Raw genomic sequence first — 25,082 nt, 5'->3', positions numbered from 1 at the left:
AGCACGGCGTTTGCCAAGCGCTTCAGTCGTAAAGAAAAGGGCCGGTGGAACACCGGCCCTGGTCAGATGACGTAAGAGGCTAAAGCGTGCGTTACTGCAGGCCGAGCTTCTTCTCCAGATAGTGGATGTTGGTGCCACCGTGCTGGAAGTTTTCGTCATTCATGATTTTTTGCTGCAGTTCAACGTTGGTTTTAATCCCGTCGATGATCAGTTCAGCCAGCGCATTTTTCATGCGGGCAATCGCCACGTCACGGTTTTCACCGTAGGTGATCAGTTTGCCAATCATGGAGTCATAGTACGGCGGCACGGTATAGCCGGCGTAAATGTGTGACTCCCAACGTACGCCGAAACCGCCCGGCGCGTGGAAACGGGTGATCTTGCCCGGGCTTGGCAGGAAGGTGTTTGGATCTTCGGCGTTGATACGGCATTCCACCGCGTGGCCCTGGACCTTCACCTCTTCCTGTTTGATCGACAGCGGCTGACCGGCAGCGATGCGCAGCTGCTCTTTGATCAGATCCACACCGGTGATCATTTCGGTAACCGGGTGTTCCACCTGAATACGGGTGTTCATTTCAATGAAATAGAACTCGCCGTTTTCGAACAGGAACTCGAACGTACCTGCGCCGCGGTAGCCGATATCCACACAGGCTTTGGAGCAGCGTTCGCCGATATAGCGACGCAGTTCCGGCGTGATGCCCGGTGCCGGCGCTTCTTCCACTACTTTCTGGTGACGGCGCTGCATGGAGCAGTCGCGTTCCGCCAGATAGATGGCGTTGCCCTGGCCGTCGGCCAATACCTGGATCTCGATATGGCGTGGATTTTCCAGGTATTTTTCCATGTACACCATGTCGTTGTTGAAAGCCGCTTTGGCTTCCGCTTTCGTCATGTTGATGGACTGTTCGAGCTCTTTGTCGCTGCGCACAACGCGCATGCCGCGACCGCCGCCGCCGCCGGACGCCTTGATAATGACCGGATAGCCGATGCGTTTGGCAAAGGCGCGGTTCTTATCCATATCGTCGGTCAGCGGGCCGTCAGAGCCGGGTACGCAAGGTACGCCGGCTTTCTTCATGGCGTTGATGGCGGAGACTTTGTCGCCCATCAGGCGAATGGTGTCTGCTTTCGGGCCGATGAAGATAAAGCCGGAGCGCTCAACCTGCTCGGCGAAGTCGGCGTTTTCCGACAGGAAGCCGTAACCAGGGTGGATGGCTACCGCGCCGGTGATTTCCGCCGCAGAGACGATCGCCGGGATGTTCAGGTAGCTTTTGACTGATGGCGCAGGACCGATGCACACGGTCTCGTCGGCCAGCAGTACGTGTTTCAGATCGCGATCCGCCGCCGAGTGTACGGCGACGGTCTTGATGCCCAGTTCTTTACAGGCACGCAGGATACGAAGCGCGATCTCGCCGCGGTTGGCGATAACAATTTTATCAAGCATGGTGCGCCTCGTTATTCGATGACGACCAGTGGCTCGTCATATTCAACCGGTTGACCGTTTTCCACCAGAATGGCTTTCACCACGCCGGATTTGTCGGCTTCGATCTGGTTCATCATTTTCATCGCTTCAACGATGCACAGCGTGTCGCCGGCGTTGACTTTCTGGCCCACTTCCACGAAGGCTTTCGCGTCCGGGCTTGGGGTGCGGTAGAAGGTGCCTACCATTGGGGAACGAACGACATGGCCACTCACGGCTGCGGCAGCGGCAGGCGCTTCGGCTTCGGCGGCAGCGACGGCGGTGGCCAGCGCTGGAGCCGGCTGTGCCGGTGCGGCATAGGCCTGCTGCATGACTGGGTAAGCCTGCGCCGGCGCGGCGCGACTGATGCGAACTGACTCTTCGCCCTCAGCGATTTCCAGTTCAGAAATACCTGATTCTTCAACCAGTTCGATCAGTTTCTTGATTTTACGAATATCCATGAGTGTGATTCCGTACTCTTTTTGTGGAGCAATTAGTGGGTTTTTGACAGACGGTTAACCGCTGCCTGTAAAGCAAATGTGTAACCTTCCGCGCCGAGCCCGCAAATCACGCCCACGGCTATATCAGACAGGTAGGAGTGATGGCGGAAAGGCTCGCGGGCATGCACGTTGGACAGGTGGATCTCAATAAACGGGATTTGCACCGCCAACAGCGCATCGCGCAGCGCCACGCTGGTGTGGGTGAACGCCGCCGGGTTAATCAGAATGAAATCTGTATTGCCGCGCGCCTGATGAATGCGGTCGATCAGCGCGTGTTCGGCATTGGACTGCAGATGGCTTAGGGCAACGCCCAGTGCGGAGGCCTGATTCTCTAATCCGTTAACGATCTCTGCCAGCGTCGTGCTGCCGTACTTTTCCGGCTCACGGGTGCCCAGCAGGTTCAGATTAGGGCCATTCAGAAGCAAAATGTGAGACTTGTCCGCCATTGTGCTGGTATCTCCGGCAATAAAACCATCATCGTTCAACATAACCCGATGTTACCGATTTGTCACCTTTTTCGGGGAAAAATCACGCTGTCCTTCTGGACAAGGTCGGGCATTATAACGATATCGTAGCAATTCGCAGCTAAATACTGGTCTTATCAGCGAAGATATTCAACCCCTAATTGGCCGGGGTTACCCGGTTATGTGAGATCGCGCGTCGTGGAAGATGACGCTTTCTAACGCCACCAGGCGCGGAATTTCGGGTAACGCCACGCTAACAACAGCAATGCCAGCAGCGCGTAGATCAGCGGCTGAGGGGAAATGATTTTTACCGACCAAAGGTAGTGTATCGGCGTCAGAATCGCCACCAGATAGACGAAATTGTGCAGCCGCTGCCAGTTTTTGCCCAGGCTGCGCATCGCCCGTTGGGTCGAGGTCGCCGCCAGCGCCAGCAACAGCAGCCAGCTGACGATGCCGAGCGTCAGGTAGGGGCGTTCTATCAGCTCCTGTCCGAGCAGCGCAATATTATTCAGCCCCAGTTCCAGCGTGGCGTAGCTTAACAGGTGCAGCGTCGCCCAGGCAAAACACCACAGCCCCAGCAGCCGGCGGCAGCGCATCAGCATCGCCTGGCGGCTGTAGCGCGCCAGCGGGGCGACCAGCAGGGTGACCAGCAGCAGTTTCAGCGCCATACGCCCGGTAAAATGCTGGATGTCCTTGGCCGGATCGGCGCTCAGCCAGCCCTGATCGACCGCCAGCACCAGCCACGCCAGTGGCAGGAAGGCGGCCAGATGAATCGCGGCTTTCAGCCATTTGATATGCACAGGTTTTAAACGCACTCAAAAATTCTCCCGCAGGTTCATGCCGCGATACAGCGAAGCGACCCGATCGCCATAGCCGTTAAACAGCAGCGTAGGCTGACGTTTCACATCCAGAATGCCGCCAGCGCCGATAAAGCGCTCGCTGGCCTGCGACCAGCGCGGGTGACTGACCTGAGGATTGACGTTGGCGTAAAAACCGTACTCATTCGGCGCCGACAGGTTCCAGGTGGTCGGTGGCTGGTCGCGGGTCAGACGGATATGCACGATGGACTTGATGCCCTTGAAGCCGTATTTCCAGGGGGTAATCAGCCGCAGCGGCGCGCCGTTCTGCGGCGGCAGCGTTTTGCCGTACACGCCCACCGTCAGCAGCGCCAGCGGGTGCATGGCCTCGTCCAGACGTAAGCCTTCTACGTACGGATACTGCAGGCCGCCGCCGATAAAGCGGTCTTTCTGCCCCGGCATCTGCTCCGGATCGTAGAGCGTCTGAAAGGCGACGAAGCGCGCGTTGCTGTTCGGCTCGGCCAGCTTCAGCAGTTTGCCCAGCTCAAAGCCGATCCACGGCACCACCATCGACCAGGCTTCCACACAGCGCATCCGGTAGATCCGTTGCTCCAGCGGGAAGCGTTTCATCAGATCGTCGATATCGAGCGTCAGCGGTTTGGCCACCTCGCCGTCGATACGCACTTTCCAGCCTTCGGTCTTCAAGCCGCCGGCGTTGGCGGCCGGGTCGGCTTTATCCAGCCCGAACTCGTAGAAATTGTTGTAACCGGTGACTTTATCTTCCGGCGTCATTGCCAGCTTGTCCTGCCATTGCGGCGGCCGGCTGAACGCCAGCGTTTTGCCCGGCGGCGCTTTGGGGCGATCGTTACCTTTAAACCAGGACAGCAGATCGGCCTGGGCGCTGAGCGGCAGCGTCAGCGACGCGGCGCCTATCCCCAATGCCTGCAGCACTTTTCTGCGCTGATGGAACACGCTTTCCGGCGTGACGTCAGCCTCGGTTAATTGATGTACCTTTTTCATTAGCCCGTCCTCCACGGTGATGCCTTAAGCATGGCGCGAAAGCAGGCCGGAGGCGAGATGCGGCGGGAAAATATGAAATTTCGTAGAAGCAGGGTGCGGGGACGTCAGCCCGCACCCGCAGACGGCATCAGCGGATTTTTACCAGCGTGCGCCCGGTGACTTTATTGTCGAGCAGGTCGCGGGCGGCGGCGGGCGCCTGCTCCAGGGCGATCTCCTGCGTGGCCTGCTGGTAAAAGCTGTCCGGCAGGATGCCGGCCAGGCGTTCCCAGGCGGTCTGGCGCTGATGCAGCGGCGTATGTACGGAGTCTATCCCCTGCAGGCGTACGTTGCGCAGGATAAACGGCATTACGGTGGTCGGCAGCTGGTAACCGCCGGCCAGCCCGCAGGCGGCGACGGTGCCGTTATAGTTCATCTGCGCCAGCACGCCGGCCAGCAATTTATCGCCGACGGTATCGACGGCGCCGGCCCAGCGCTGTTTCTCCAGCGGACGCGGTGCCTCGATGTAGTCGCTGCGCGGCAGCACCTCTTTGGCGCCCAGCGCCTTCAGGTAGTCGGTATTGCTGTCGCGGCCGCTGATGGCGGTCACCCGGTAGCCGAGCGCCGACAGCACGGCGATGGCGGTGCTGCCGACGCCGCCGCTGGCGCCGGTCACCAGCACCTCGCCGTCATCCGGGCGCACGCCGCCGTCCTCCAGCGCCATCACGCACAGCATGGCGGTCAGGCCGGCGGTGCCGATAATCATCGCCTGGCGTTCATCCAGCCCTTTCGGCAGGGGCACCAGCCATTCGCCGGCGACGCGCGCCTGCTCTGCCAGGCCGCCCCAATGGTTTTCCCCGACGCCCCAGCCTGTCAGCACCACGCTGTCTCCCTCGCTAAAGCGCGGATCTTTGCTGCTGCGTACCGTACCGGCGAAATCAATCCCCGGCACCATAGGAAAGTGGCGGACGATTTTGCCTTTGCCGGTGATGGCCAGCGCATCTTTATAGTTGAGGCTGGACCAGTTCACATCGACCGTTACGTCGCCTTCCGGCAAGCGGTCATCGTCGATATCCTGCACCTGGCTGATGATTTGCTCGCCGTGTTGTTCCAGTAATAATGCGCGCATGTCACTGTCCTCTTGTTTATCTCGGTTTGCTGGCATGTTGCCGAGTCATGACCTCAGTCATAAAGATCGCGAGAATAATTCATTAAAATGATGCTTTAATCCAACTCATTTGACTATATGCATAATAGGTAAGTGATGCTCTGATAAAGAACAAAAAATTACCGTTTAAAGGTTCCTTTCCGCGGCGAGGCTTGTTAGCTTGGATGCGCTTTAACCCGGCCGTAATGTTCCTGGCGGTATTCTGAAAAAACAGACAGTTAACCATAAAGTCGGGTTATGCTGTTGCACCTTTATCAGTTGGCTGGCACCTTTTTATTTCAATGGGTGCATACTCACTTAACCATAGCGGACAAGGCACAGGGATGCGATTTACCACCAAACTCTCTGCACTGATCACCCTGCTCGTTGCGCTGGCCATGTTTTTTATGCTGATGGGGTGCTCATACAGTTTTTTTTATGTCACTCAGGAGCGCATGGAGCGCCGCTTCGATGCGCTGGTCACTTCGCTTGACCAGTCGATGCTGCATAGCTCGCTGCAGGCGCAGACGCAGTGGCTGCCGCTGGTGATGAGGCCGCTCGGCATTGTGGAACTGCGCGTTGAAAGCGCCAGCGGCATTCTGTTCAACTATGAACTGCCCGTGTTAACGGACGAGCCAAGAGCCGCGCCCAGCAGCCATCGCTATGCCTCTTTGCCGCTGATGCAACACCCCGGCAGTACGCTGAATATCACCTATCTCGATCCGTTCGCCAGCGATGGCTATTCGCTGCGTTCGACCCTGGCCGTCACGCTGGCGATTGTCGTCATGCTGGTGGTGCTGCTGTTCAGCCTGCGCTGGCTGCGTGAGCAGGCCGCCGGCGAGGATCGTCTGGCCTGGCGGGCGCGACGCATTCTAAACGGCGAGCGTGAAGAGGTGATGCAGGGTGATATGCGGGAGTGGCCGCCGAGCGTCAGCAGCGCGCTGGATCGCCTGCTGGCGGATCTGGCCGAGGCGCGTGAGGAGCGGACGCGGGTGGATACGCTGATCCGCGCTTTTGCCGCTCAGGATGCGAAAACCGGTCTGAATAACCGCCTGTTTTTCGACAACCAACTGACCACGCAACTGGAAGAAGAAGGGTCGCACGGCATTGTGATGATGGTGCGCCTGCCGGATTTTGAAACGCTGCGCGAAACCCATGGCGCCGCGATGGTGCAGGAGCTGATGTATTCGCTGGTCAATCTGCTGTCTACTTTTGTGCTGCGCTATCCTTCGGCGCTGCTGGCGCGCTATTTCCACAGCGATTTTACCGTGCTGCTGCCGCACCGCACGCTGAAAGAGGCGGACGGCATCGCCGCGCAGTTAGTGAATGCTATCGATGCGTTGCCTGCGACGCCGCTGATTGAACGGGAAGCCTTTTTGCATATCGGCATTGTCGCCTACCGCAGCGGCCAGACGACCGAGCAGGTGATCGACCGTGCCGAACAGGCGACGCGTCACGCCACGCTGCAGGGCGAAAACGGCTGGTATGTGTACGACAGTCAGGTACCGGAGAAGGGGCGCGGCAGCGTGAAATGGCGTACCTTGCTGGAACAAATGCTGGAGCGCGGCGGCCCGCGGCTGTATCAGAAGCCGGCGGTGACGGTGAAAGGCGAGGTACACCATCGGGAAATAATGAGTCGTGTTTATGATGGCTCTCAAGAGCTGCTTCCAGCTGAATATATTCCGCTGGTAAAACAGTTCGGGCTGGCGGAGCGCTACGATCGTCTGCAGGTGAGCCGAATCATACCGCTGCTGGCGCTGTGGCCGGAGGAGACGCTGGCGTTTCCGCTGTGCGTTGACTCATTATTACAGCGCTCGTTTCAATACTGGCTGCGCGATACGTTATTACAGTGTGAAAAAAGTCACCGGCGACGTATTCTGATTGAACTTGCAGAGGCGGATGTGTGTCAACATATCGACCGTTTACGTCCGGTGCTGCGTCTGATTGCCGGGCTGGGCTGCCGCCTGGCGGTGTCGCAGGCGGGGTTAACCGTGGTCAGTACCGCGTATATCAAATCGCTGCAGGTGGAGATCGTTAAACTGCATCCCGGTTTGGTGCGCAGTATTGATAAACGCGACGAGAATCAGCTGTTTGTTCAGAGCCTGTCCAGCGCGTGCGAAGGCACCAGCGCGCAGCTGTTTGCTGCCAGCGTACGCACGCGCGGCGAATGGCAGACGTTAAAAGAGCGTGGGATCCACGGCGGGCAGGGCGACTTTTTTGCCCCGCCGGAGCCTATTGAAGTCGGGCGCAAAAAATATTCGCATCGTTATCGCGTTTAACCTGAATATTTGCGCATTTTTCACGTAGAATAACCCGTCTTTTCCCGTCGGACGTTGGTAGGTGCTTACCACCAGTGATAATCAGGGAAAATGTTAGTTTTTATGAGCTGTGTTACGCCGATTTGCGCGTTGACAGGGGTGGTAAACTGAACCTTGGTTCAGGGAATTCAGGCCTCATCCAATTTCCGTGCATTCGAGCAGTAATAATGCAGATTATTTTCACCGAAGTAGAACGTTTTTGCGCCTTGTCGCTGCTTCGTGTGGTTGGTAAAGTAGGCGGATTTTATTTTTCGCCCCCAGCTTGCAGGATTATCCTTTAGTTATGTTTAAGAAATTTCGTGGCATGTTTTCCAATGACTTGTCCATCGATTTGGGTACCGCCAATACCCTTATTTATGTTAAAGGGCAAGGCATTGTACTGAATGAACCGTCGGTGGTTGCCATTCGCCAGGATCGTGCCGGCTCACCCAAGAGCGTAGCGGCTGTGGGCCATGACGCTAAACAGATGCTGGGACGTACTCCCGGCAATATCGCAGCCATTCGTCCGATGAAAGACGGCGTTATCGCCGACTTCTTCGTGACCGAGAAAATGCTGCAACACTTTATCAAGCAGGTGCACAGCAACAGCTTTATGCGCCCAAGCCCGCGCGTGCTGGTGTGTGTGCCGGTCGGCGCCACGCAGGTTGAACGTCGCGCCATCCGCGAATCGGCGCAGGGCGCCGGCGCGCGTGAAGTGTTCCTGATTGAAGAGCCGATGGCGGCCGCCATCGGCGCCGGCCTGCCGGTTTCCGAAGCAACCGGTTCCATGGTGGTGGATATCGGCGGCGGTACCACGGAAGTGGCGGTGATCTCACTGAACGGCGTGGTGTACTCCTCGTCGGTACGCATCGGCGGCGACCGCTTCGATGAAGCGATCATTAACTACGTGCGCCGCAACTACGGCTCGCTGATCGGTGAAGCTACCGCAGAACGCATCAAGCATGAGATCGGCTCGGCCTATCCGGGTGATGAAGTGCGTGAGATCGAAGTACGTGGCCGTAACCTGGCCGAAGGCGTACCGCGCGGCTTTACCCTGAACTCCAATGAAATCCTCGAAGCCCTGCAAGAGCCTCTGACCGGCATCGTCAGCGCGGTGATGGTGGCGCTGGAGCAGTGTCCGCCGGAGCTGGCTTCCGATATTTCGGAACGCGGCATGGTGCTGACCGGCGGCGGCGCGTTGCTGCGCAATCTGGATCGCCTGCTGATGGAAGAAACCGGGATTCCGGTCGTTGTGGCTGAAGATCCGCTGACCTGCGTGGCGCGTGGCGGCGGCAAAGCGTTGGAAATGATCGACATGCACGGCGGCGATTTGTTCAGCGAAGAATAGTCAGCCCCAAGAAGGAGGTATCGTCTAAGATCAATGCATCTTGTACGTTGCCTCCTTCTGTTGTCGAGGAACTCGCATAATTTATGAAGCCGATTTTTAGCAGGGGACCTTCCCTGCAACTGCGACTTTTTTTGGCGGTGATCGTGGCGATTGGCCTGATCGTTGCCGACAGCCGGCTCGGTACGTTCGTAAAAATACGAAACTACATGGATACCGCAGTCAGCCCTTTCTACTTTTTGGCCAACGGGCCGCGTAAGGTTTTGGACAGCGTCTCGGATACGCTGGCTACTCGCCAACAGTTGGAACTCGAAAATCGCGCTTTGCGGCAGGAACTGCTGCTGAAAGGCAGCGATACCCTTCTTCTCGGCCAATTCAAGCAGGAAAATGCCCGCTTGCGTGAACTGCTCGGCTCGCCGCTGCGCCAGGACGAACAAAAAATGGTCACGCAGGTGATCTCGGCCGGCTCCGATCCGTACAGCGATCAGGTGGTGATCGACAAAGGCTCCGATAACGGCGTCTACGAGGGCCAGCCGGTGATCAGCGATAAAGGGGTGGTCGGTCAGGTGGTGGCGGTGGCCAAATACACCAGCCGCGTGCTGCTGATTTGCGATGCCTCCCACGCGCTGCCGATTCAGGTACTGCGCAACGATATTCGCGTGATCGCCGCCGGCAGCGGCTGCGCCGACGATCTGCAGCTGGAGCATCTGCCGGGCAACACCGATATCCGCGTGGGCGACGTGCTGGTGACCTCGGGCCTGGGCGGGCGTTTCCCGGAAGGCTATCCGGTGGCGGTGGTCTCCTCGGTGAAAGTGGATAATCAGCGCGCCTATACGGTGATTCAGGCGCGTCCGACCGCCGGCCTGCAGCGTCTGCGTTACCTGCTGTTGCTGTGGGGTGCTGACCGCAACGGCGATATGCCGCGTCAGCCGGAGGAAGTGCACCGCGTTGCCAACGAACGTCTGATGCAGATGATGCCGCAGGTGTTGCCGTCGGCTGACTCGATGGGGCCGCCGGCGCCGTTGCCTGCGCCCGCTACCGGCGCCGTGACGCAGCCGTCGGCCGCCGCGACGCCGCCCGCCGCGGCAGGAGCGCGCTGATGAACCGTTACCGTAGCCACGGACGCTGGATCATTTGGCTCTCTTTCCTGATTGCGCTGGTGCTGCAGATTATGCCGTGGCCGGAGCAGATTTATATGTTCCGCCCTTCGTGGGTCGCGCTGATTCTGATCTATTGGGTGATGGCGCTGCCGCATCGGGTCAACGTCGGCACCGGCTTTGTGCTGGGGTTGATCGTGGATCTGATCCTGGGCTCGACCCTGGGCGTGCGCGCGCTGGCGTTGGGGATTATCGCCTATCTGGTGGCGTTCAAATTCCAGCTGTTCCGTAATATGGCGCTGTGGCAGCAGGCGTTGATCGTGATGCTGCTGTCGCTGGCGATGGATGTGGTGGTGTTCTGGGTGGAGTTTTTAGTGATCAACGTCTCTTTCCGCCCGGAAGTGTTCTGGAGTAGTGTGGTTAACGGTATTTTATGGCCGTGGCTATTCCTGCTGATGCGTAAGATTCGCCGTCAGTTCGCCGTACAATAACGACGTAACAAGGGGAGTTTAATGACTTCGCTCTATTTGGCTTCAGGTTCCCCCCGTCGGCGTGAATTGCTGACGCTGCTTGGCGTACAGTTCGACATTATTCTGACCCATACCGAAGAACTGCGGCAGCCGGGGGAAAGCGCGGAGGCCTATGTACGCCGGCTGGCGCAGGATAAAGCGCGGGCGGGCGTGGCATTGGCTGAGGAAGATCGGCCGGTGCTCGGCGCCGACACCATCGTGGTGCTGAACGGAAGAGTGCTGGAAAAGCCGCGCGACGCGGCGCATGCCGCAGAGATGCTGAGCCTGCTGTCCGGTAAACAGCATCAGGTGATCACCGCGGTGGCGATTGCCGACCGTCAGGACCTGCTGTGTCAGCAGGTGCTCACCGATGTGACCTTCCGCACGCTGTCGCAGCAGGATATCGCCGATTATATTGCAACGGGCGAACCGATGGATAAAGCGGGCGCCTATGGGATTCAGGGAAAGGGTGGTTGTTTCGTCAGAACCCTCACCGGCAGTTATCACGCCGTGATGGGATTACCGCTGGTCGAAACACATGAGCTGCTCAGTAATTTTGTCGCATTACGAGATGTAAGAACCGGTTGAGGGCGGCGGCATGCGCTCGCGACCGGCTCTGAGGAGAAGACATGACAGCTGAGCTACTGGTAAATATCACACCGTCTGAAACGCGGGTTGCCTATATTGACGGCGGCATCCTGCAAGAGATCCACATCGAACGCGAATCCAAGCGCGGCATCGTCGGCAATATCTACAAAGGCCGGGTGAGCCGGGTGCTGCCGGGCATGCAGGCGGCCTTTGTCGATATCGGCCTGGAGAAGGCGGCGTTTCTGCACGCCTCCGATATTATGCCGCACACCGAGTGCGTGGCGGGCGACGAACGGAAAAACTTCCACGTGCGCGATATCGCCGAACTGGTGCGCCAGGGGCAGGATCTGGTGGTGCAGGTGGTGAAAGATCCGCTGGGCACCAAAGGTGCGCGCCTGACCACCGACATCACGCTGCCTTCCCGCTATCTGGTATTTATGCCGGGCGCGGCGCACGTCGGCGTTTCGCAGCGTATTGAAAGCGAGGCCGAGCGCGAACGGCTGAAAAAAATCGTCGCCGATTACTGCGACGAGCTGGGCGGCTTTATCATCCGCACCGCGGCAGAAGGCATTGGTGATGAGGAACTGGCGCAGGACGCCGCGTTCCTCAAGCGCCTGTGGACCAAGGTAATGGAGCGTAAAAAGCGCAACCAGACCAAATATATGCTGTACGGCGAACTGGCGCTGGCGCAGCGTATCCTGCGTGATTTCGCCGGCGCGGCGCTCGATCGCATCCGCGTGGACTCGCGCCTGACGCACGATTTGCTGGTGGAGTTCACCGGCGAATATATCCCGGACATCAGCGGCAAGCTGGAGTTATATACCGGCAGCCAGCCGATCTTCGATCTGTACGACGTGGAGAACGAAATCCAGCGTGCGCTGGAGCGTAAGGTGGAGCTGAAGTCCGGCGGTTATCTGATCATCGATCAGACCGAGGCGATGACCACCATCGATATCAACACCGGCGCCTTTGTTGGCCACCGTAACCTCGACGAAACCATTTTCAATACCAATATTGAAGCGACGCAGGCTATCGCCCGCCAGCTGCGGCTGCGTAATCTTGGCGGCATTATTATCATCGATTTTATTGATATGAATAATGATGAACACCGCCGGCGGGTGCTGCACTCGCTGGAGCAGGCGCTGAGCAAGGATCGGGTCAAAACCACCATCAACGGTTTTTCACAGCTTGGGCTGGTGGAAATGACGCGTAAACGCACGCGTGAAAGTATTGAACATGTGCTGTGCAACGACTGTCCTACCTGTAACGGGCGCGGCACGGTCAAGACGGTTGAGACGGTATGCTATGAAATCTTGCGCGAAATCGTCCGCGTGCACCATGCTTATGATACCGACCGTTTTCTGGTTTACGCCTCGGCCGCGGTAGGCGAAGCGCTGAAAAGCGAGGAGTCGCACGCGCTGGCGGAGGTGGAAATCTTTGTCGGCAAGCAGGTTAAAGTACAGATTGAACCGTTATACAGCCAGGAGCAGTTTGACGTCGTTATGATGTAAGTCAGCTGTGATTGGCAGGGTCCGCATGCGGAACCCATTCATTCCCGTTGCCGGGCAGCGGAAGCAAGGAGATAGAGTGAAGCGACTGCCTGGGATTTTGTTGGCAACAGGCGCCACGTTAATTGTCGCCGTGGCGTTGCTGGTCAGTGGGCTGCGCCTGGCGCTGCCGGAACTGAACAGCTATCGCCCACAGTTGCTGGCGAAAATTTCGGCGCTCTCCGGCGTGCCGGTGCAGGCCGATTTTATTCAGGGCAGTTGGGAGAGCTTCGGCCCGCGGCTGGAGGTGCGCAATCTGCGCGCCGCGATGACCAAAAGTGACCTGCATATCGATCGGGTTACGCTGGCGCTCGACGTCTGGCAGTCGCTATTACACTGGCGCTGGCAATTCCGCGATCTCACCTTTTATCAGCTGCAGCTGGATATCAATACCACGCTGGGCGGCGATAAAAACAAGGGCAGCACCGTTCAGCCCGGCACCGTCAGCGATCTGCTGCTGTATCAGTTTGACCACTTCGACCTGCGCGACAGCCGCGTCTCTTTCCTGACGCCGTCCGGCCCGCGCGCCGAGGTTGCCATTCCGCAGCTGACCTGGCTGAACAGCGATCAGCGTCACCGTGCCGAGGGGCAAATCAGCCTGTCGACGTTTAACGGCCAGCACGGCGCGGTGCAGGTGCGGATGGATCTGCATGATAACAAAGGGCTGCTGAATACCGGCACGGTGTACCTGCAGGCCGATGATATCGATATGAAGCCGTGGTTCAGCCGTTGGCTCAAGTCCAATACCGGTCTGGAAAGCGCTGACTTCAGCCTGGCCGCCTGGCTGCAGGTGCAGCAGGGTGAAATTTATGGCGGCAACGCTTTGCTGAAACAGGGCGCAGCCCGCTGGACGGTCGGCGGCGACGCGCACCGGCTGGAGGTCGATAATTTAGCGCTGGCGGTAAAACGTCAGGGCGGCGGCTGGCAGCTGGATGTGCCGCAGCTGAATATTAAAACCGACGGTCAGGCCTGGCCGCAGGGGATGTTGTCCGGGCTGTGGCTACCGGAAAACAGCCGGTTTATCGGGCCGGAACAGCAGGAAGAGCTGCGTATCCGCGCTACCGACATCCAGCTGGAGCGGCTGTCGTCGCTGCTGCCGACGTTCTCGTTCCTCAGCCCGGATATGCTGGAGCGCTGGCAAGATATCCGGCCGCAGGGGCGGGTGGACGCGCTGGCGCTGGATATTCCGCTGAAACAGCCGGAGAGAAGCCGGTTTCAGGCGCGCTGGCGCGACCTGAGCTGGCAGCACTGGCAGCTGTTGCCGGGGGTAAACCACTTCAGCGGCGCGCTCAGCGGCGGGGTGGAAAACGGCAGGCTGGATCTCGACCTGAAAAACAGCACGTTGCCGTATGGCGATATGTTCCGGGCGCCGCTGGAAATCAGCAGCGCCAGCGGGGCGCTGAACTGGCGCTATGGCGCGCAGGGCTGGGAGCTTTCCAGCCAGAATCTGGATGTGAAAGCCAAATCGCTGTGGGCAAATGGTGACTTCCGCTATCGGCAGCCGGCCAAGGGCGAGCCTTGGCTGAGTATTCTGGCGGGCATTCGTCTGTCCGACGGCGCCGACGCCTGGCGCTACTTCCCGGAGCCGTTGATGGGCACTCACCTGGTCGATTACCTGAGCGGCGCCATTCAGGGCGGGCAAGTGGATAACGCCTCGCTGATCTATGCCGGCAACCCGCATCAGTTCCCCTATAAGCATAATGAGGGGCACTTTGAGGTGTATGTGCCGCTGCGCCACTCAACCTTCCAGTTCCAGCCGGGCTGGCCGGCGCTGAAAGATCTGGCCATCGATCTGGATTTCCGCAACGACGGCCTGTGGATGCAGGCGCCGGCCACCAGGCTGGGCAAGGTGGACGGCAAAAACGTCCGCGCGGTCATCCCGGACTACAGTAAACAGCGTCTGCTGATTGACGCCGACGTGGCGGGCGCCGGGCCGGATGTGCGGGACTACTTTATGCAAACGCCGCTGCATGATTCCATCGGCGGCGCGCTGGAACAGCTGCAGGTCGGTGGGGATGTCAGTGGGCGCTTACATCTTGATATCCCGTTGAACGGCAAGCTGGTGGCGGCTAAAGGTGAGGTCACGCTGAACAATAACTCGCTGTTGGTGAAACCGCTGGACAGCACGTTGGAAAAGGTCAGCGGCAAATTTACCTTCGATAACGGCAACCTGGCCAGTAACACCCTGACGGCGAACTGGTTTGGTCAGCCGATGGCGGTGAACTTCACCACCGAAGAAGGGGCAAAGGATTATAAGGTCAATGTCGGCCTGAAGGGCGACTGGCAGCCGGGCAAGATCCCGGAGGTGCCGCCGGAGGTGGCGAAAGCGCTGTCCGGCAGCGCGCCGTGGAACGGCAAGGTGGCGATTACCCTGCCGCACGGCGGGGCGGCCAGTTACGATATCGGTCTTAACGCTGACCTGAAGAGTGTGAGCAGTCACTTACCTCCACCGCTAGATAAACCGGCGGGTGAACCGTTGCCGGTGAACGTCAAGGTACAGGGCGGCCTTAACGGTTTCAAACTGAACGGCAGCGCCGGTAAACAAAACTACTTCAACAGCGCCTGGTCCTTCGGCCGGCAGCAGGTTTCGCTGGACCGCGCCGCGTGGCGCACCGGCGGCGGCGTGCCGCCGCTGCCGCAAAGCCCGTCGCTGACGCTTAACCTGCCGCCACTGGACGGTGAAAAATGGCTGGCGCTGCTGTCGCCTGCGCTGAAGCAGTCCGGCGGCGCTCAGGGCAAGGTCGGCAGCTTCCGCTTCCCGACCACGGTGGCGTTGAGCACCCCGCAGCTGCTGCTGGGCGGCCAGGCCTGGCATCAGCTGGAGCTGGCGGCGCGCCAGCAGTTTGGCGGCGTCAGCGTCAGTGCCAAAGGTAAGGAGATCGACGGCAGCGTATTGATCGCCGATAAAGGCCCGTGGCGCGCCGATATCAATTACCTGTATTACAACCCGCAGTTTGCCGACGACAAGCCGGCACCGCTCGCGGCGCAGCCGTCAGCGCCGGCGCAGCGCATCTCCTTCCGCGGCTGGCCGTCCGTGATGCTGCGCTGCCAGAGCTGTTGGCTCCTCGGACAGAAGCTGGGCAAGGTCGAGGCCGATGTGAAAAACGCCGGCGATACGCTGACGCTGGAGCACGGGCTGATCGATACCGGTAAGGGACGGGTCAGCGCCACCGGCCTGTGGAAGCAGAATGCGCAGGAAGAGCGCACCGCGCTGAAGGGGAAACTGCTGGGGCGCAAAATTGACGATACCGCCAGTTTCCTCGGCATCACCACGCCGCTGAAAGACGCGCCCTATGATGTGGACTTCGACCTGCACTGGCGCGGGCAGCCGTGGAAGCCGAAGCTGAACACCTTCAACGGCACCATGAAGCTGGCGATGGGCAAGGGGGAGATCGACAGCATCGGCGGCGGCCGGGCCGGGCAGCTATTGCGCCTGGTAAGTTTCGATGCGCTGCTGCGTAAGCTACAGTTTGATTTCAGCGACACGTTCGGCAACGGGTTCTACTTTGATTCCATCCGCAGCACCATCTGGATGAAAGATGGCATAATGCATACCGACAACCTGCTGGTTGACGGGCTGGCGGCGGATATCGCCATGAGCGGCCAGGTCGATCTGGTGCAGCGCCGGCTTGATATGCAGGCGGTGGTGGCGCCGGAGATTTCAGCGACGGTCGGGGTGGCGACAGCGTTTGTCATCAACCCAATCGTCGGCGCCGCGGTATTCGCCGCGTCGAAGGCGCTGGGGCCGCTGTGGAACAAGATTTCGCTGATTCGCTACCATATCGGCGGCAGCCTGGATCAGCCGACCATCAATGAGGTGTTGCGTAAGCCAAAAGAGGATAAGGCGTCATGAAAAATGCCAATATTGCGTTGTTACAACTGTGCAGCGGCGATCGCGTCCGGGATAACCTGGCGCAGATTGAGCAGCAGATCAAGCAGCTCAATACCGGTGTGAAACTGGTGATGACGCCGGAAAATGCCTTGCTGTTCGCCGACGCCGAGGCGTATCGTCAGCATGCCGAGCAGGAAGGCGATGGTCCGCTGCAGCAGGCGGTGCGCGATCTGGCGCGCCGCTACGGCGTCTGGTTGCTGATCGGCTCGATGCCGTTAATCAGCCGTGAAGATCCGCAGCGCATCACTACCAGCAGCCTGCTGTTCGACGAACAGGGCGAGCTGCGCGGGCGTTACGATAAGCTGCATATGTTCGATGTCGATATCAACGACGTACATGCGCACTATCGCGAATCAGATACCTATCAGCATGGCCGGCAACTGACGGTGGTGGATACGCCGGTCGGCCGCCTCGGGATGACTATCTGTTATGATCTGCGTTTTCCCGGGCTGTATCAGGCGCTGCGCGATCAGGGGGCAGAGCTGATTTCCGTACCTTCCGCCTTTACCCGCGTTACCGGCGAGGCGCACTGGGAGATTCTGCTGCGTGCCCGGGCGATTGAGAACCAGTGCGTGATCCTGGCGCCCGCGCAGGTTGGCCGCCATGGCCAGACGCGCCGTACCTGGGGACATACCATGGCGGTGGACGGCTGGGGGAATATTATGAAAGAGAACCCCGACGCCGTGTCCGCCATTAAAGTGCGCGTCGACACCGAGGTGCTGAAGACCATGCGCGCCCAGATGCCGGTGCGGCAGCACAACAGATTCCAGACGTCGCTGCAGGCGCCGTCTGAACATAAATCCTCCAATCAAGAGTGAAAAAATTATGAGCCTGACGCTTGTCAGTGAGCAGTTACTTACTGCCAATAAGCTGAGTCATCAAGACCTGCATTCGGTATTGGGGCAACTGTCCGAACGCCGACTCGACTATGCCGATCTCTATTTCCAGTCCAGCTACCACGAAGCCTGGGTGATTGAAGACGGCATCATTAAAGACGGCTCTTACAATATCGATCAGGGCGTCGGCGTGCGCGCCGTCAGCGGCGAGAAAACCGGTTTCGCCTATGCCGACCAGATTACCCTTAACGCGCTGAACCAGAGCGCCCAGGCCGCGCGCAGCATCGTGCGCGAACAGGGAGACGGCAAGGCGCATACGCTGGGCGAAATTCGTCACCAGGCGCTGTATCCGCTGCTCGATCCGCTGCAAAGCCTGCCGCGTGAAGAGAAAATCGCCCTGCTGCACCGGGTGGACAAGGTTGCCCGCGCCGCCGATAAGCGGGTGCAGGAAGTGACGGCCAGCGTGACCGGCGTTTATGAGCAGGTACTGGTGGCGGCCACCGACGGCACGCTGGCGGCGGATGTGCGTCCGCTGGTGCGTCTTTCCGTCAGCGTGCTGGTGGAAGAAGACGGCAAGCGTGAGCGGGGTTCCAGCGGCGGTGGCGGCCGTTTCGGCTATGACTATTTCCTGGAAACGGTGGACGGCGAAGTACGCGCCGACGCTTTCGCCAAAGAGGCGGTGCGCATGGCGCTGGTTAACCTGTCGGCGGTTGCCGCGCCGGCGGGCGGTATGCCGGTGGTGCTGGGCGCAGGCTGGCCAGGCGTGCTGCTGCATGAAGCGGTCGGCCACGGCCTGGAGGGGGACTTCAACCGCCGCGGCTCGTCGGTCTTCAGCGGACAGATGGGGCAGTTGGTGGCGTCGGAACTTTGCACCGTGGTGGATGACGGCACCATGCAGGGACGTCGCGGTTCGCTGGCTATCGATGACGAAGGCGTGCCCGGCCAGTATAACGTGCTGATCGAAAACGGCGTGCTGAAGGGCTATATGCAGGACAAACTGAATGCGCGCCTGATGGGCGTAGCGCCGACCGGCAACGGCCGCCGCGAATCTTATGCGCACCTGCCGATGCCGCGGATGACCAACACCTACATGCTGGCGGGCCAGTCGACGCCGGAAGAGATTATCGCCAGCGTAGAGTACGGCCTGTATGCGCCGAACTTTGGCGGCGGACAGGTGGACATCACCTCCGGCAAGTTCGTCTTCTCCACCTCCGAGGCCTACCTGATCGAGAAAGGGCGCATCACCAAACCGGTGAAAGGCGCGACGCTGATCGGCTCCGGCATTGAGGCGATGCAGCAGATCTCGATGGTTGGCAACGATCTGGCGCTGGATAAAGGCGTCGGCGTCTGCGGTAAAGAGGGGCAGAGCGTGCCGGTGGGCGTCGGCCAGCCGACGCTGAAGCTGGATAACCTGACGGTGGGCGGCACGGCGTAAGCGCTCAGACCGCCGTTTGGTCCGTCAGATATGCCGGTCGGCTCACCCCGACCGGTATTTTTTTGTCTTTTATTACCGGCGTGTCAGCGGTAGCCCTGATAAAGCTCGCCGACCTTTTGGAAGTATTCGGTCAGGTAGTTGATACAGACCTGCACTTTCAGCGGCAGTTTGTCCTTTTCGGTATACAGCGCATACACCGGGCGCGGATCGGAATGGTAGCGTTTGAACAGAATCTCCACTTCGCCGCGTTTGATTTCGTCGATCACCCACATCAACGGCGCATAGGCGATGCCGGCGCCGGCTTTCAGCCAGCGGATCATGGTTTGTGAATCGTTGGTGACAAAGCGCCCCTGCGGCGAAATGCGCGTGCTGATGCCCTCCGGGGCAATCAGTTCAAACTCGCTGTCCGGCCGCACGCTGTACTCCAGCCAGGAAAAATTCACCATATCGCTGGGAGTGCGCGGCGTGCCGTGCGCGGCCAGGTAACTTTTGGCGGCGCATACCACCATCGGCATCGAGCCCAGCCGCTTGGAGAACAGGCTGGAATCCTGCAGCGCGCCGACGCGGATCACCACGTCCAGCCCGTCGGCGATCAGATCGGGCGCCGGAATACCGGTGACCAGATTCACCTTCAGGCCGGGATACTCTTTCAGCATATCGGCGGTCATGGTGGCCAGTACGTTTTGCGCCATGGTTGAAGAGCTGCCGATGCGTAAGTTGCCGGTCGGGGTATTATTAAAGGCGTACAGCTGCTCGTGGACTTCGTTGGCTTCCAGCAGCATGCGGCGGCAGCCCTGATAATAGATTTTACCCGCTTCCGTCAGGCCGATGCTGCGCGTGCTGCGGTTGAGCAGCTTGACCTGCAAATCATTTTCCAGTTTGGACACGGTCTGGCTGATGGAGGATACGCTCATGCCTAACTGGCGCGCGGCGGCGGTAAATGAACCGCACTCAACCACTTTGGCGTATACCGACATCCGTTTTAGTCTTTCCATTATTCACTCTGGCTTAAAAGTGATTTAGATCACAGATTGTTGATGACTTGATAGTAAGCAGGCTAATATAACCAGTGCCGGGTGTAAAACTTGTGCGCAGAAGCGCGGTATTCAGATGCTGCGCGATGTGCCCGTTGCAGCGCGACCCGGTTGCCCTCGCACTTTCTTATCGCGGATGTATGCCTTGAGTTTAACCTTTTTTCAGGTTTATAGCCTGGACAACCTGTCTGGGCATAGGGTGTGGCGCGCATTCGCTAAAATGTAAATATAATGTGAATTAATATGAGTAAGACGTGTCTTCCCCGGCGTAGTAAACAATAAGGAAAAAATGATGAGTTTGCTTCCGGTGATGGTTATCTTCGGACTGTCGTTTCCCCCGGTATTTTTCGAGCTGATCGTGTCGCTGGCGCTGTTTTTTGTGCTGCGTCGACTGCTACAGCCGACCGGTATTTATGATTTTGTCTGGCATCCGGCGCTGTTCAATACTGCGCTGTATTGCTGCCTGTTTTATCTGATTTCGTGTCTTTTTGTTTGAGGTCGCTGTGAAAACATTTTCAATAAAAATAGCCAGAATCGCGATCACTCTGATCCTTGTCCTGCTGGGGATTATCGCCGTCTTCAAGGCCTGGGTGTTTTATACCGAATCGCCGTGGACGCGTGACGCCAAATTTACCGCCGATGTGGTGGCGATCGCGCCGGACGTCAGCGGTCTGCTGAGCGATGTGTTGGTGACAGATAACCAACTGGTGAAAAAGGGCCAGGTGCTGTTTGTGGTCGATCAGCCGCGCTATCAGCAGGCGTTGGCGGAAGCCGGCGCCGACGTGGCGTATTACCAGGCGCTGGCCGCAGAGAAAAAGCGTGAGGCGAGCCGCCGCGTGCGTCTGGGCGTTGACGCCATGTCGCGCGAAGAGATTGAACAGGCCAGCAACGCGCTGGAAACCGTACAGCACCAGCTGGCGAAGGCGATCGCGGTGCGCGATCAGGCCAAGCTCGATCTGGAGCGTACCACGGTGCGTGCGCCGGCGGACGGTTGGATAACCAACCTGACCGTGCACGCCGGCGATTTTATCACCCGCGGTTCCACCGCGGTGGCGCTGGTGAAAAAGAACACCTTCTATATTCTGGCCTATATGGAAGAGACCAAGCTGCACGGCCTGAACCGCGGCGATCGCGCAGAGATTACTCCGCTCGGCAGCAACCGTATTATGCACGGTACGGTGGACAGCGTGGCGGCGGCGGTGAACAACAGCAGCAGCAGCAATGACAGCAAAGGCCTGGCTGCCATCGACAGCAACCTGGAGTGGGTGCGTCTGGCGCAGCGCGTGCCGGTAAAAATCATGCTGGATGCGAAAGACCAGCAGCATCCATACCCTGCCGGCACGACGGCCACCGTGGTGATCACCGGCCAGAACGACCGCGATAGCGACCGTGAGTCGCCGTTCGTCAAGCTGATGCACCGGCTGCGTGAGTTCGGTTAATGAATAACCCAACCTTTATCCGCTTGAGATTTGCGTTCAAACTGAGTTTTGCGATCGTCTTCGCACTGTTTGTCGGCTTTCATCTCAACCTGGAAACGCCGCGCTGGTCGGCAATGACCGCCGCCATCGTCGCCGCCGGACCGGCCTTTGCCGCCGGCGGCGAGCCGTTTTCCGGCGCTATCCGCTACCGCGGCTGGCTGCGTATTATCGGTACGTTTATCGGCTGCTTTGTCGGCCTGTTGATTATCGTCACCACCGCGCGTGCGCCGGTGGTGATGCTGCTGCTGTGCTGCATCTGGGCCGGCGTCTGCACCTGGATCTCATCGCTGATCAAGGTGGAAAACTCTTACGCCTGGGGGCTGGCAGGCTATACCGCGCTGATCATTATCGTGACGGTGGCCACCAGCGAGTCGCACCTGCTGGAGGCGCCGCAGTTCGCCGTGGAGCGCTGCAGCGAGATCGTGCTGGGGATCGTCAGCGCGGTGCTGGCGGATCTCTTGTTCTCCCCGCGCTCGATCAAACAGGATATCGACCGGGCGGTGGATAACCTGCTGGTGCAGCAGTATAAACTGCTGCAGATGTGTATCAGTAATGCGGACAAGGAAGAGATCGACCGCGCCTGGGGCAACCTGGTGAAAGGCACCACCGCGCTGAACGGCATGCGCGCCAACCTGATGATGGAGTCCTCGCACTGGCAGAAGGTCAACCGCCGCGCGCGTGCGTTGCATACGCTGTCGCTGACGCTGATTACCCAGGCCTGCGAAACCTACCTGATTCTGCTCAACCATCCGGACGCGCTGAGCGAAAATCTGCGCGAACTGCTGATGGAGCCGGCGGAGACGCCGCAGGATATTCACCGTCGCATGAAAGTGATGCGTCAGGTGCTGACGGTGCATCGCACCGATGACACGCTGTTGACGGTATCCAGCTGGGTCGGCGCGGCGACCCGTTACCTGCTGCTGGCAAAAGGCGTGCACACCAACAGCAGCATCAGCGGCGTGGAGGAGGATATCCTCAGCGCAGAAGTCGAAATCAAACCGGCTTCGGCAGAGGGACACCACGCGATGATTAACGGCCTACGCACTTTTACCGCCACCGCGCTGGGCTGCCTGCTGTGGCTGTGGACCGGCTGGACCTCCGGCAGCGGCTTTATGGTGATTATCGCCGTTATCACCTCGCTGGCGATGCGCACGCCGAACCCGCGCATGGTGGCGATGGACTTTGTACTGGGCATGCTGGTGGCGATACCGCTGGGGGCACTGTACTTTATGGTGATCATCCCGGCGACGCAGCAAAGCATTCTGCTGCTCTGTCTCAGCCTGGGATTACTGGCGTTTATTATCGGCATTGAGGTACAGAAGCGGCGGCTTGGCTCGCTGGGGACGCTGGCCGGCACCATCAATATTCTGGTGCTCAGCAACCCGATGGAGTTCAACGTTACGCAGTTCCTTGATGCCTCTATCGGCCAGTTCCTCGGCAGCTGCGTCGGTTTGATGGTGCTGCTGCTGATTCGCGATAACTCGCGTGAGCGCACCGGCCGTACGTTGCTGAACAGCTTCGTCAGCAGCGCGGTATCGGCCCTGACCACCAAGGCGGCCAAGCGGCGGGAGAACCACCTGCCGGCGCTGTATCAGCAGCTGAACCAGCTGTTGATGATGTTCCCCAACGATATTGCCAAATACCGTCTGGCGCTGAACCTGATTATTGCGCACCAGCGGATGCAGCGCGCCGAGATCCCCGCCAGCGAAGAGCTGTCGGTGTTCCACCGCCAGATTCGCCGCACCGCCGACCGCGTGGTGAGCGCCAAAAACGAGGTGAAGCGGGCGTATTACTACGATCGTCTGCTCAGCGAAATGAATGAATATCAGCAGAAGCTGGTGGATAACCATGCGCCGCTCAGCGTTACCGGTCCGGTACGTCGTCTGGCGGATATGCTGCATCGTTATCGCCACGCGTTAATTGATTAATCCTGCGCTTTAGCACGCCGCCGGCGGTAATCGGGCCGGGGCGTGCTGTCTTGCCGTTCCTCTGAGACTATACTGAAAAAAGATGCGTTTTTCTGTCGTGGCTGCCGCTGGCGGGGCGGTTACGCGTGTCAGCGACGCCGTAAAATGGCATGATAACAGGCGGCGTCGGGCGTTGCGGCGCGGTGGTTGTGCTGCATCAGGCGCCGGTTCGGCGCGTAATGACTCCGATGGGAAAGGTTACGCGACGTTCATCTTTCATTCATAATATTCATTTATATAACACAGGGGCGTACAGGCCCGGATGTCAGGGAAAGTCATGAACAAGCGGATTCTCGTGGCGATAGCGATCGCCGTGGCGGTGGCCGGGTTTAACATGCTGCGCGATACCGGCGATCGGGCGATTTCCAACGTACCGGCGGTGGCCGAGAAGGCGTCGGCAAGTATCGACCAGCTGACGCAGCAGCAGCGGGTAGTCAGTTATTTGCAGCGGCATCAGCGTTTGCCGGACTATTACATCAGCAAGAGACAGGCGCGGGAGCAGGGCTGGGACGCACGCAGCGGCAATCTGTGCAGCGTGCTGCCGGGCAAGGCGATTGGCGGCGATCGCTTCTCGAACCGGGAAGGACGGCTGCCGAGCGCCCACAAACGGGTATGGCGTGAAGCGGATATCAATTACCGCTGCGGTCGCCGCGGCGCCGATCGGCTGTTGTATTCCAGCGACGGCCTGATATTCGTTACGCGCGATCACTACAAAAACTTCATTCGGGTGGAGTGAGTTTGATGGGGAAAGTAGAGTTTGATTTCAGCCAGATCCCTGACCTGCCGGCGTTTTATCGCGATTTTGCCGATAAGTTTGCGCTGGGGGACGGTTTCGGCGCCAATCTGGATGCGTTGTGGGACGTGGTGACCGGGGAGATCGGTCTGCCGGTCGAGATTGAGTTCACCAATCTTGATAACCGTCGCAAACGTCGTTTTGGCGCGATCATTCTGCTGTTTGAGGAGGCGGAAGAAGAGCTGGAAGGCAGTCTGTATTTCAATATGCGTGAAGCCGACGGCGTCGCCGCCGCGCATCATCGGGGATGAACGTGTGATTCATCCCATGATGCCGGCGACGCCGTAATGCATTACTCGGCGGCTTCAGCCAGGTCGCGCAGATACTGAAAGATCTGACGGGCAGCCTTGGGCGTTTTGTTGGCGGCTTTCTCTTTCTGCGCGTTGCGCACCAGCGAGCGCAGCTGCTGGCGATCGGCTTGCGGATACAGCTCCAGCACCGCCGGGATCGCCTCATCCCCTTCCTCTACCAGACGATCGCGCAGCGACTCCAGTTTATGGAACAGTGAAACCTGCTGGTTATGGCGGTTTTTCAGCTTGTCCAGCGCGGTCTGAATCGGCTCGACGTCACGGGCGCGCAGCAGTTTGCCGATCAGCTGGATCTGGCGGCGGCGGCCTTCTTTCTTGATCTTCTGCGCCAGTTCGACGGCGGCGCGCAGATCGTCATCCAGCGGGATGCGTTCCAGCGCGTTTTTCCCTAAATCAACCAGCTCGCTGCCCAGGTCTTTTAACGCTTCGGCGTCACGTTTAATTTCACTTTTGCTGACCCAGATAATCTCGTCATCGTCCTCGTTTTCATTGTCCGGGACATCGTCGAGCCAGTCTTCAGGTTGTTTTTTCATGGTAGGCTCCGTTAAAAAGAGGCTAATCCTAACAGGTTGCCGCGGCGAACCCCAAAATAATTGGCATGG

Annotated in this window: 22 protein-coding genes; 14 read left to right on the top strand and 8 right to left on the bottom strand. The window is 59.0% G+C overall.

All coding sequences use genetic code 11. The features are described from left to right. Nucleotides 1–91: 91 nt before the first annotated feature. The 6 genes from accC to TAN611_RS21050 all read right to left on the bottom strand — a co-directional run bounded on the left by accC (nucleotide 92) and on the right by TAN611_RS21050 (nucleotide 5,336). Nucleotides 92–1,435 carry an acetyl-CoA carboxylase biotin carboxylase subunit gene (gene accC / locus TAN611_RS21075; RefSeq protein ID WP_105232797.1) on the bottom strand — a complete coding sequence of 448 codons (1,344 nt, stop codon included), beginning with the start codon at nucleotides 1,433–1,435 and terminating at the stop codon, nucleotides 92–94. A gap of 11 nt (nucleotides 1,436–1,446) precedes the next feature. Beyond that, complete coding sequence (accB, locus tag TAN611_RS21070; protein WP_015962048.1) at nucleotides 1,447–1,911, bottom strand: acetyl-CoA carboxylase biotin carboxyl carrier protein; 465 nt, start codon at nucleotides 1,909–1,911, stop codon at nucleotides 1,447–1,449. Nucleotides 1,912–1,943: 32 nt separating this feature from the next. Beyond that, complete coding sequence (gene aroQ / locus TAN611_RS21065; protein WP_105233533.1) at nucleotides 1,944–2,396, bottom strand: type II 3-dehydroquinate dehydratase; 453 nt, start codon at nucleotides 2,394–2,396, stop codon at nucleotides 1,944–1,946. Nucleotides 2,397–2,629: 233 nt separating this feature from the next. Further along, nucleotides 2,630–3,229, bottom strand: coding sequence for a protein-methionine-sulfoxide reductase heme-binding subunit MsrQ (gene msrQ, locus TAN611_RS21060; RefSeq protein ID WP_105232796.1), 600 nt, complete (start codon nucleotides 3,227–3,229; stop codon nucleotides 2,630–2,632). After that, entirely contained in the window at nucleotides 3,230–4,231 is a 1,002-nt protein-coding gene (msrP, locus tag TAN611_RS21055) for a protein-methionine-sulfoxide reductase catalytic subunit MsrP (RefSeq protein ID WP_187043978.1), read from the bottom strand. A 127-nt stretch (nucleotides 4,232–4,358) separates the two neighbouring features. Beyond that, nucleotides 4,359–5,336: an MDR family oxidoreductase gene (locus tag TAN611_RS21050; RefSeq protein ID WP_111736290.1), complete on the bottom strand. Its 978-nt coding sequence runs from the start codon at nucleotides 5,334–5,336 to the stop codon at nucleotides 4,359–4,361. A 362-nt stretch (nucleotides 5,337–5,698) separates the two neighbouring features. Here TAN611_RS21050 and csrD point away from each other — a divergent pair, with 362 nt between their 5' ends. The 9 genes from csrD to tldD all read left to right on the top strand — a co-directional run bounded on the left by csrD (nucleotide 5,699) and on the right by tldD (nucleotide 18,900). Further along, nucleotides 5,699–7,633, top strand: a complete 1,935-nt coding sequence (gene csrD, locus TAN611_RS21045) for an RNase E specificity factor CsrD (protein ID WP_203066970.1) — start codon at nucleotides 5,699–5,701, stop codon at nucleotides 7,631–7,633. A gap of 322 nt (nucleotides 7,634–7,955) precedes the next feature. Then, nucleotides 7,956–8,999 (top strand): rod shape-determining protein MreB, encoded by a 1,044-nt coding sequence (mreB, locus tag TAN611_RS21040; RefSeq protein ID WP_003855260.1) that lies wholly within the window; start codon nucleotides 7,956–7,958, stop codon nucleotides 8,997–8,999. Between the two features lie 83 nt (nucleotides 9,000–9,082). Continuing rightward, nucleotides 9,083–10,096 carry a rod shape-determining protein MreC gene (gene mreC / locus TAN611_RS21035; protein ID WP_105232792.1) on the top strand — a complete coding sequence of 338 codons (1,014 nt, stop codon included), beginning with the start codon at nucleotides 9,083–9,085 and terminating at the stop codon, nucleotides 10,094–10,096. Next, entirely contained in the window at nucleotides 10,096–10,584 is a 489-nt protein-coding gene (mreD, locus tag TAN611_RS21030; protein WP_105232791.1) for a rod shape-determining protein MreD, read from the top strand. Before mreC ends, mreD begins: the two co-directional genes overlap by 1 nt. Before the next feature lie 21 nt (nucleotides 10,585–10,605). Next, nucleotides 10,606–11,190 carry a nucleoside triphosphate pyrophosphatase gene (locus TAN611_RS21025; protein ID WP_203066969.1) on the top strand — a complete coding sequence of 195 codons (585 nt, stop codon included), beginning with the start codon at nucleotides 10,606–10,608 and terminating at the stop codon, nucleotides 11,188–11,190. 41 nt (nucleotides 11,191–11,231) lie between these two features. Beyond that, a complete protein-coding gene (gene rng, locus TAN611_RS21020; RefSeq protein ID WP_105232789.1) occupies nucleotides 11,232–12,701 on the top strand; it encodes a ribonuclease G in 1,470 nt (489 codons plus the stop codon). Nucleotides 12,702–12,777: 76 nt separating this feature from the next. Continuing rightward, nucleotides 12,778–16,590, top strand: a complete 3,813-nt coding sequence (gene yhdP / locus TAN611_RS21015) for an AsmA2 domain-containing protein YhdP (RefSeq protein ID WP_203066968.1) — start codon at nucleotides 12,778–12,780, stop codon at nucleotides 16,588–16,590. Beyond that, a complete protein-coding gene (gene nit1, locus TAN611_RS21010; RefSeq protein ID WP_105232787.1) occupies nucleotides 16,587–17,447 on the top strand; it encodes a deaminated glutathione amidase in 861 nt (286 codons plus the stop codon). Before yhdP ends, nit1 begins: the two co-directional genes overlap by 4 nt. A 7-nt stretch (nucleotides 17,448–17,454) precedes the next feature. After that, nucleotides 17,455–18,900 (top strand): metalloprotease TldD, encoded by a 1,446-nt coding sequence (tldD, locus tag TAN611_RS21005; RefSeq protein WP_105232786.1) that lies wholly within the window; start codon nucleotides 17,455–17,457, stop codon nucleotides 18,898–18,900. An 83-nt stretch (nucleotides 18,901–18,983) separates the two neighbouring features. Here tldD and aaeR read toward each other — a convergent pair whose 3' ends face one another. Continuing rightward, nucleotides 18,984–19,895 carry an HTH-type transcriptional activator AaeR gene (gene aaeR / locus TAN611_RS21000; RefSeq protein WP_105232785.1) on the bottom strand — a complete coding sequence of 304 codons (912 nt, stop codon included), beginning with the start codon at nucleotides 19,893–19,895 and terminating at the stop codon, nucleotides 18,984–18,986. 331 nt (nucleotides 19,896–20,226) lie between these two features. Between aaeR and aaeX the strand changes: the two genes are divergently transcribed. The 5 genes from aaeX to TAN611_RS20975 all read left to right on the top strand — a co-directional run bounded on the left by aaeX (nucleotide 20,227) and on the right by TAN611_RS20975 (nucleotide 24,423). Further along, nucleotides 20,227–20,430, top strand: coding sequence for a p-hydroxybenzoic acid efflux pump operon protein AaeX (gene aaeX, locus TAN611_RS20995; RefSeq protein ID WP_004958078.1), 204 nt, complete (start codon nucleotides 20,227–20,229; stop codon nucleotides 20,428–20,430). Between the two features lie 7 nt (nucleotides 20,431–20,437). Further along, nucleotides 20,438–21,373, top strand: a complete 936-nt coding sequence (gene aaeA / locus TAN611_RS20990; protein ID WP_105232784.1) for a p-hydroxybenzoic acid efflux pump subunit AaeA — start codon at nucleotides 20,438–20,440, stop codon at nucleotides 21,371–21,373. Beyond that, the gene (gene aaeB, locus TAN611_RS20985) at nucleotides 21,373–23,340 is read left to right on the top strand and encodes a p-hydroxybenzoic acid efflux pump subunit AaeB (RefSeq protein WP_105232783.1); all 1,968 of its coding nucleotides are present in this window, start codon (nucleotides 21,373–21,375) and stop codon (nucleotides 23,338–23,340) included. Before aaeA ends, aaeB begins: the two co-directional genes overlap by 1 nt. 316 nt (nucleotides 23,341–23,656) lie before the next feature. Then, nucleotides 23,657–24,115, top strand: coding sequence for a ribonuclease domain-containing protein (locus TAN611_RS20980; protein WP_105232782.1), 459 nt, complete (start codon nucleotides 23,657–23,659; stop codon nucleotides 24,113–24,115). 5 nt (nucleotides 24,116–24,120) lie between these two features. Beyond that, nucleotides 24,121–24,423, top strand: coding sequence for a barstar family protein (locus TAN611_RS20975; protein ID WP_105232781.1), 303 nt, complete (start codon nucleotides 24,121–24,123; stop codon nucleotides 24,421–24,423). 41 nt (nucleotides 24,424–24,464) lie between these two features. On the opposite strand, the gene yjgA is transcribed toward TAN611_RS20975, so the two are convergent. Further along, nucleotides 24,465–25,013 carry a ribosome biogenesis factor YjgA gene (gene yjgA / locus TAN611_RS20970; RefSeq protein WP_105232780.1) on the bottom strand — a complete coding sequence of 183 codons (549 nt, stop codon included), beginning with the start codon at nucleotides 25,011–25,013 and terminating at the stop codon, nucleotides 24,465–24,467. Nucleotides 25,014–25,082: the final 69 nt, after the last annotated feature.

The sequence above is a fragment of the Serratia sp. Tan611 genome, from assembly GCF_905188235.1.
In the GTDB taxonomy this organism is placed as follows: Bacteria; Pseudomonadota; Gammaproteobacteria; order Enterobacterales; family Enterobacteriaceae; genus Serratia_B; species Serratia_B rhizosphaerae.
Note: the sequence above shows the minus strand (reverse complement) of the source record. Positions and strands in the feature narration are given on the sequence as shown.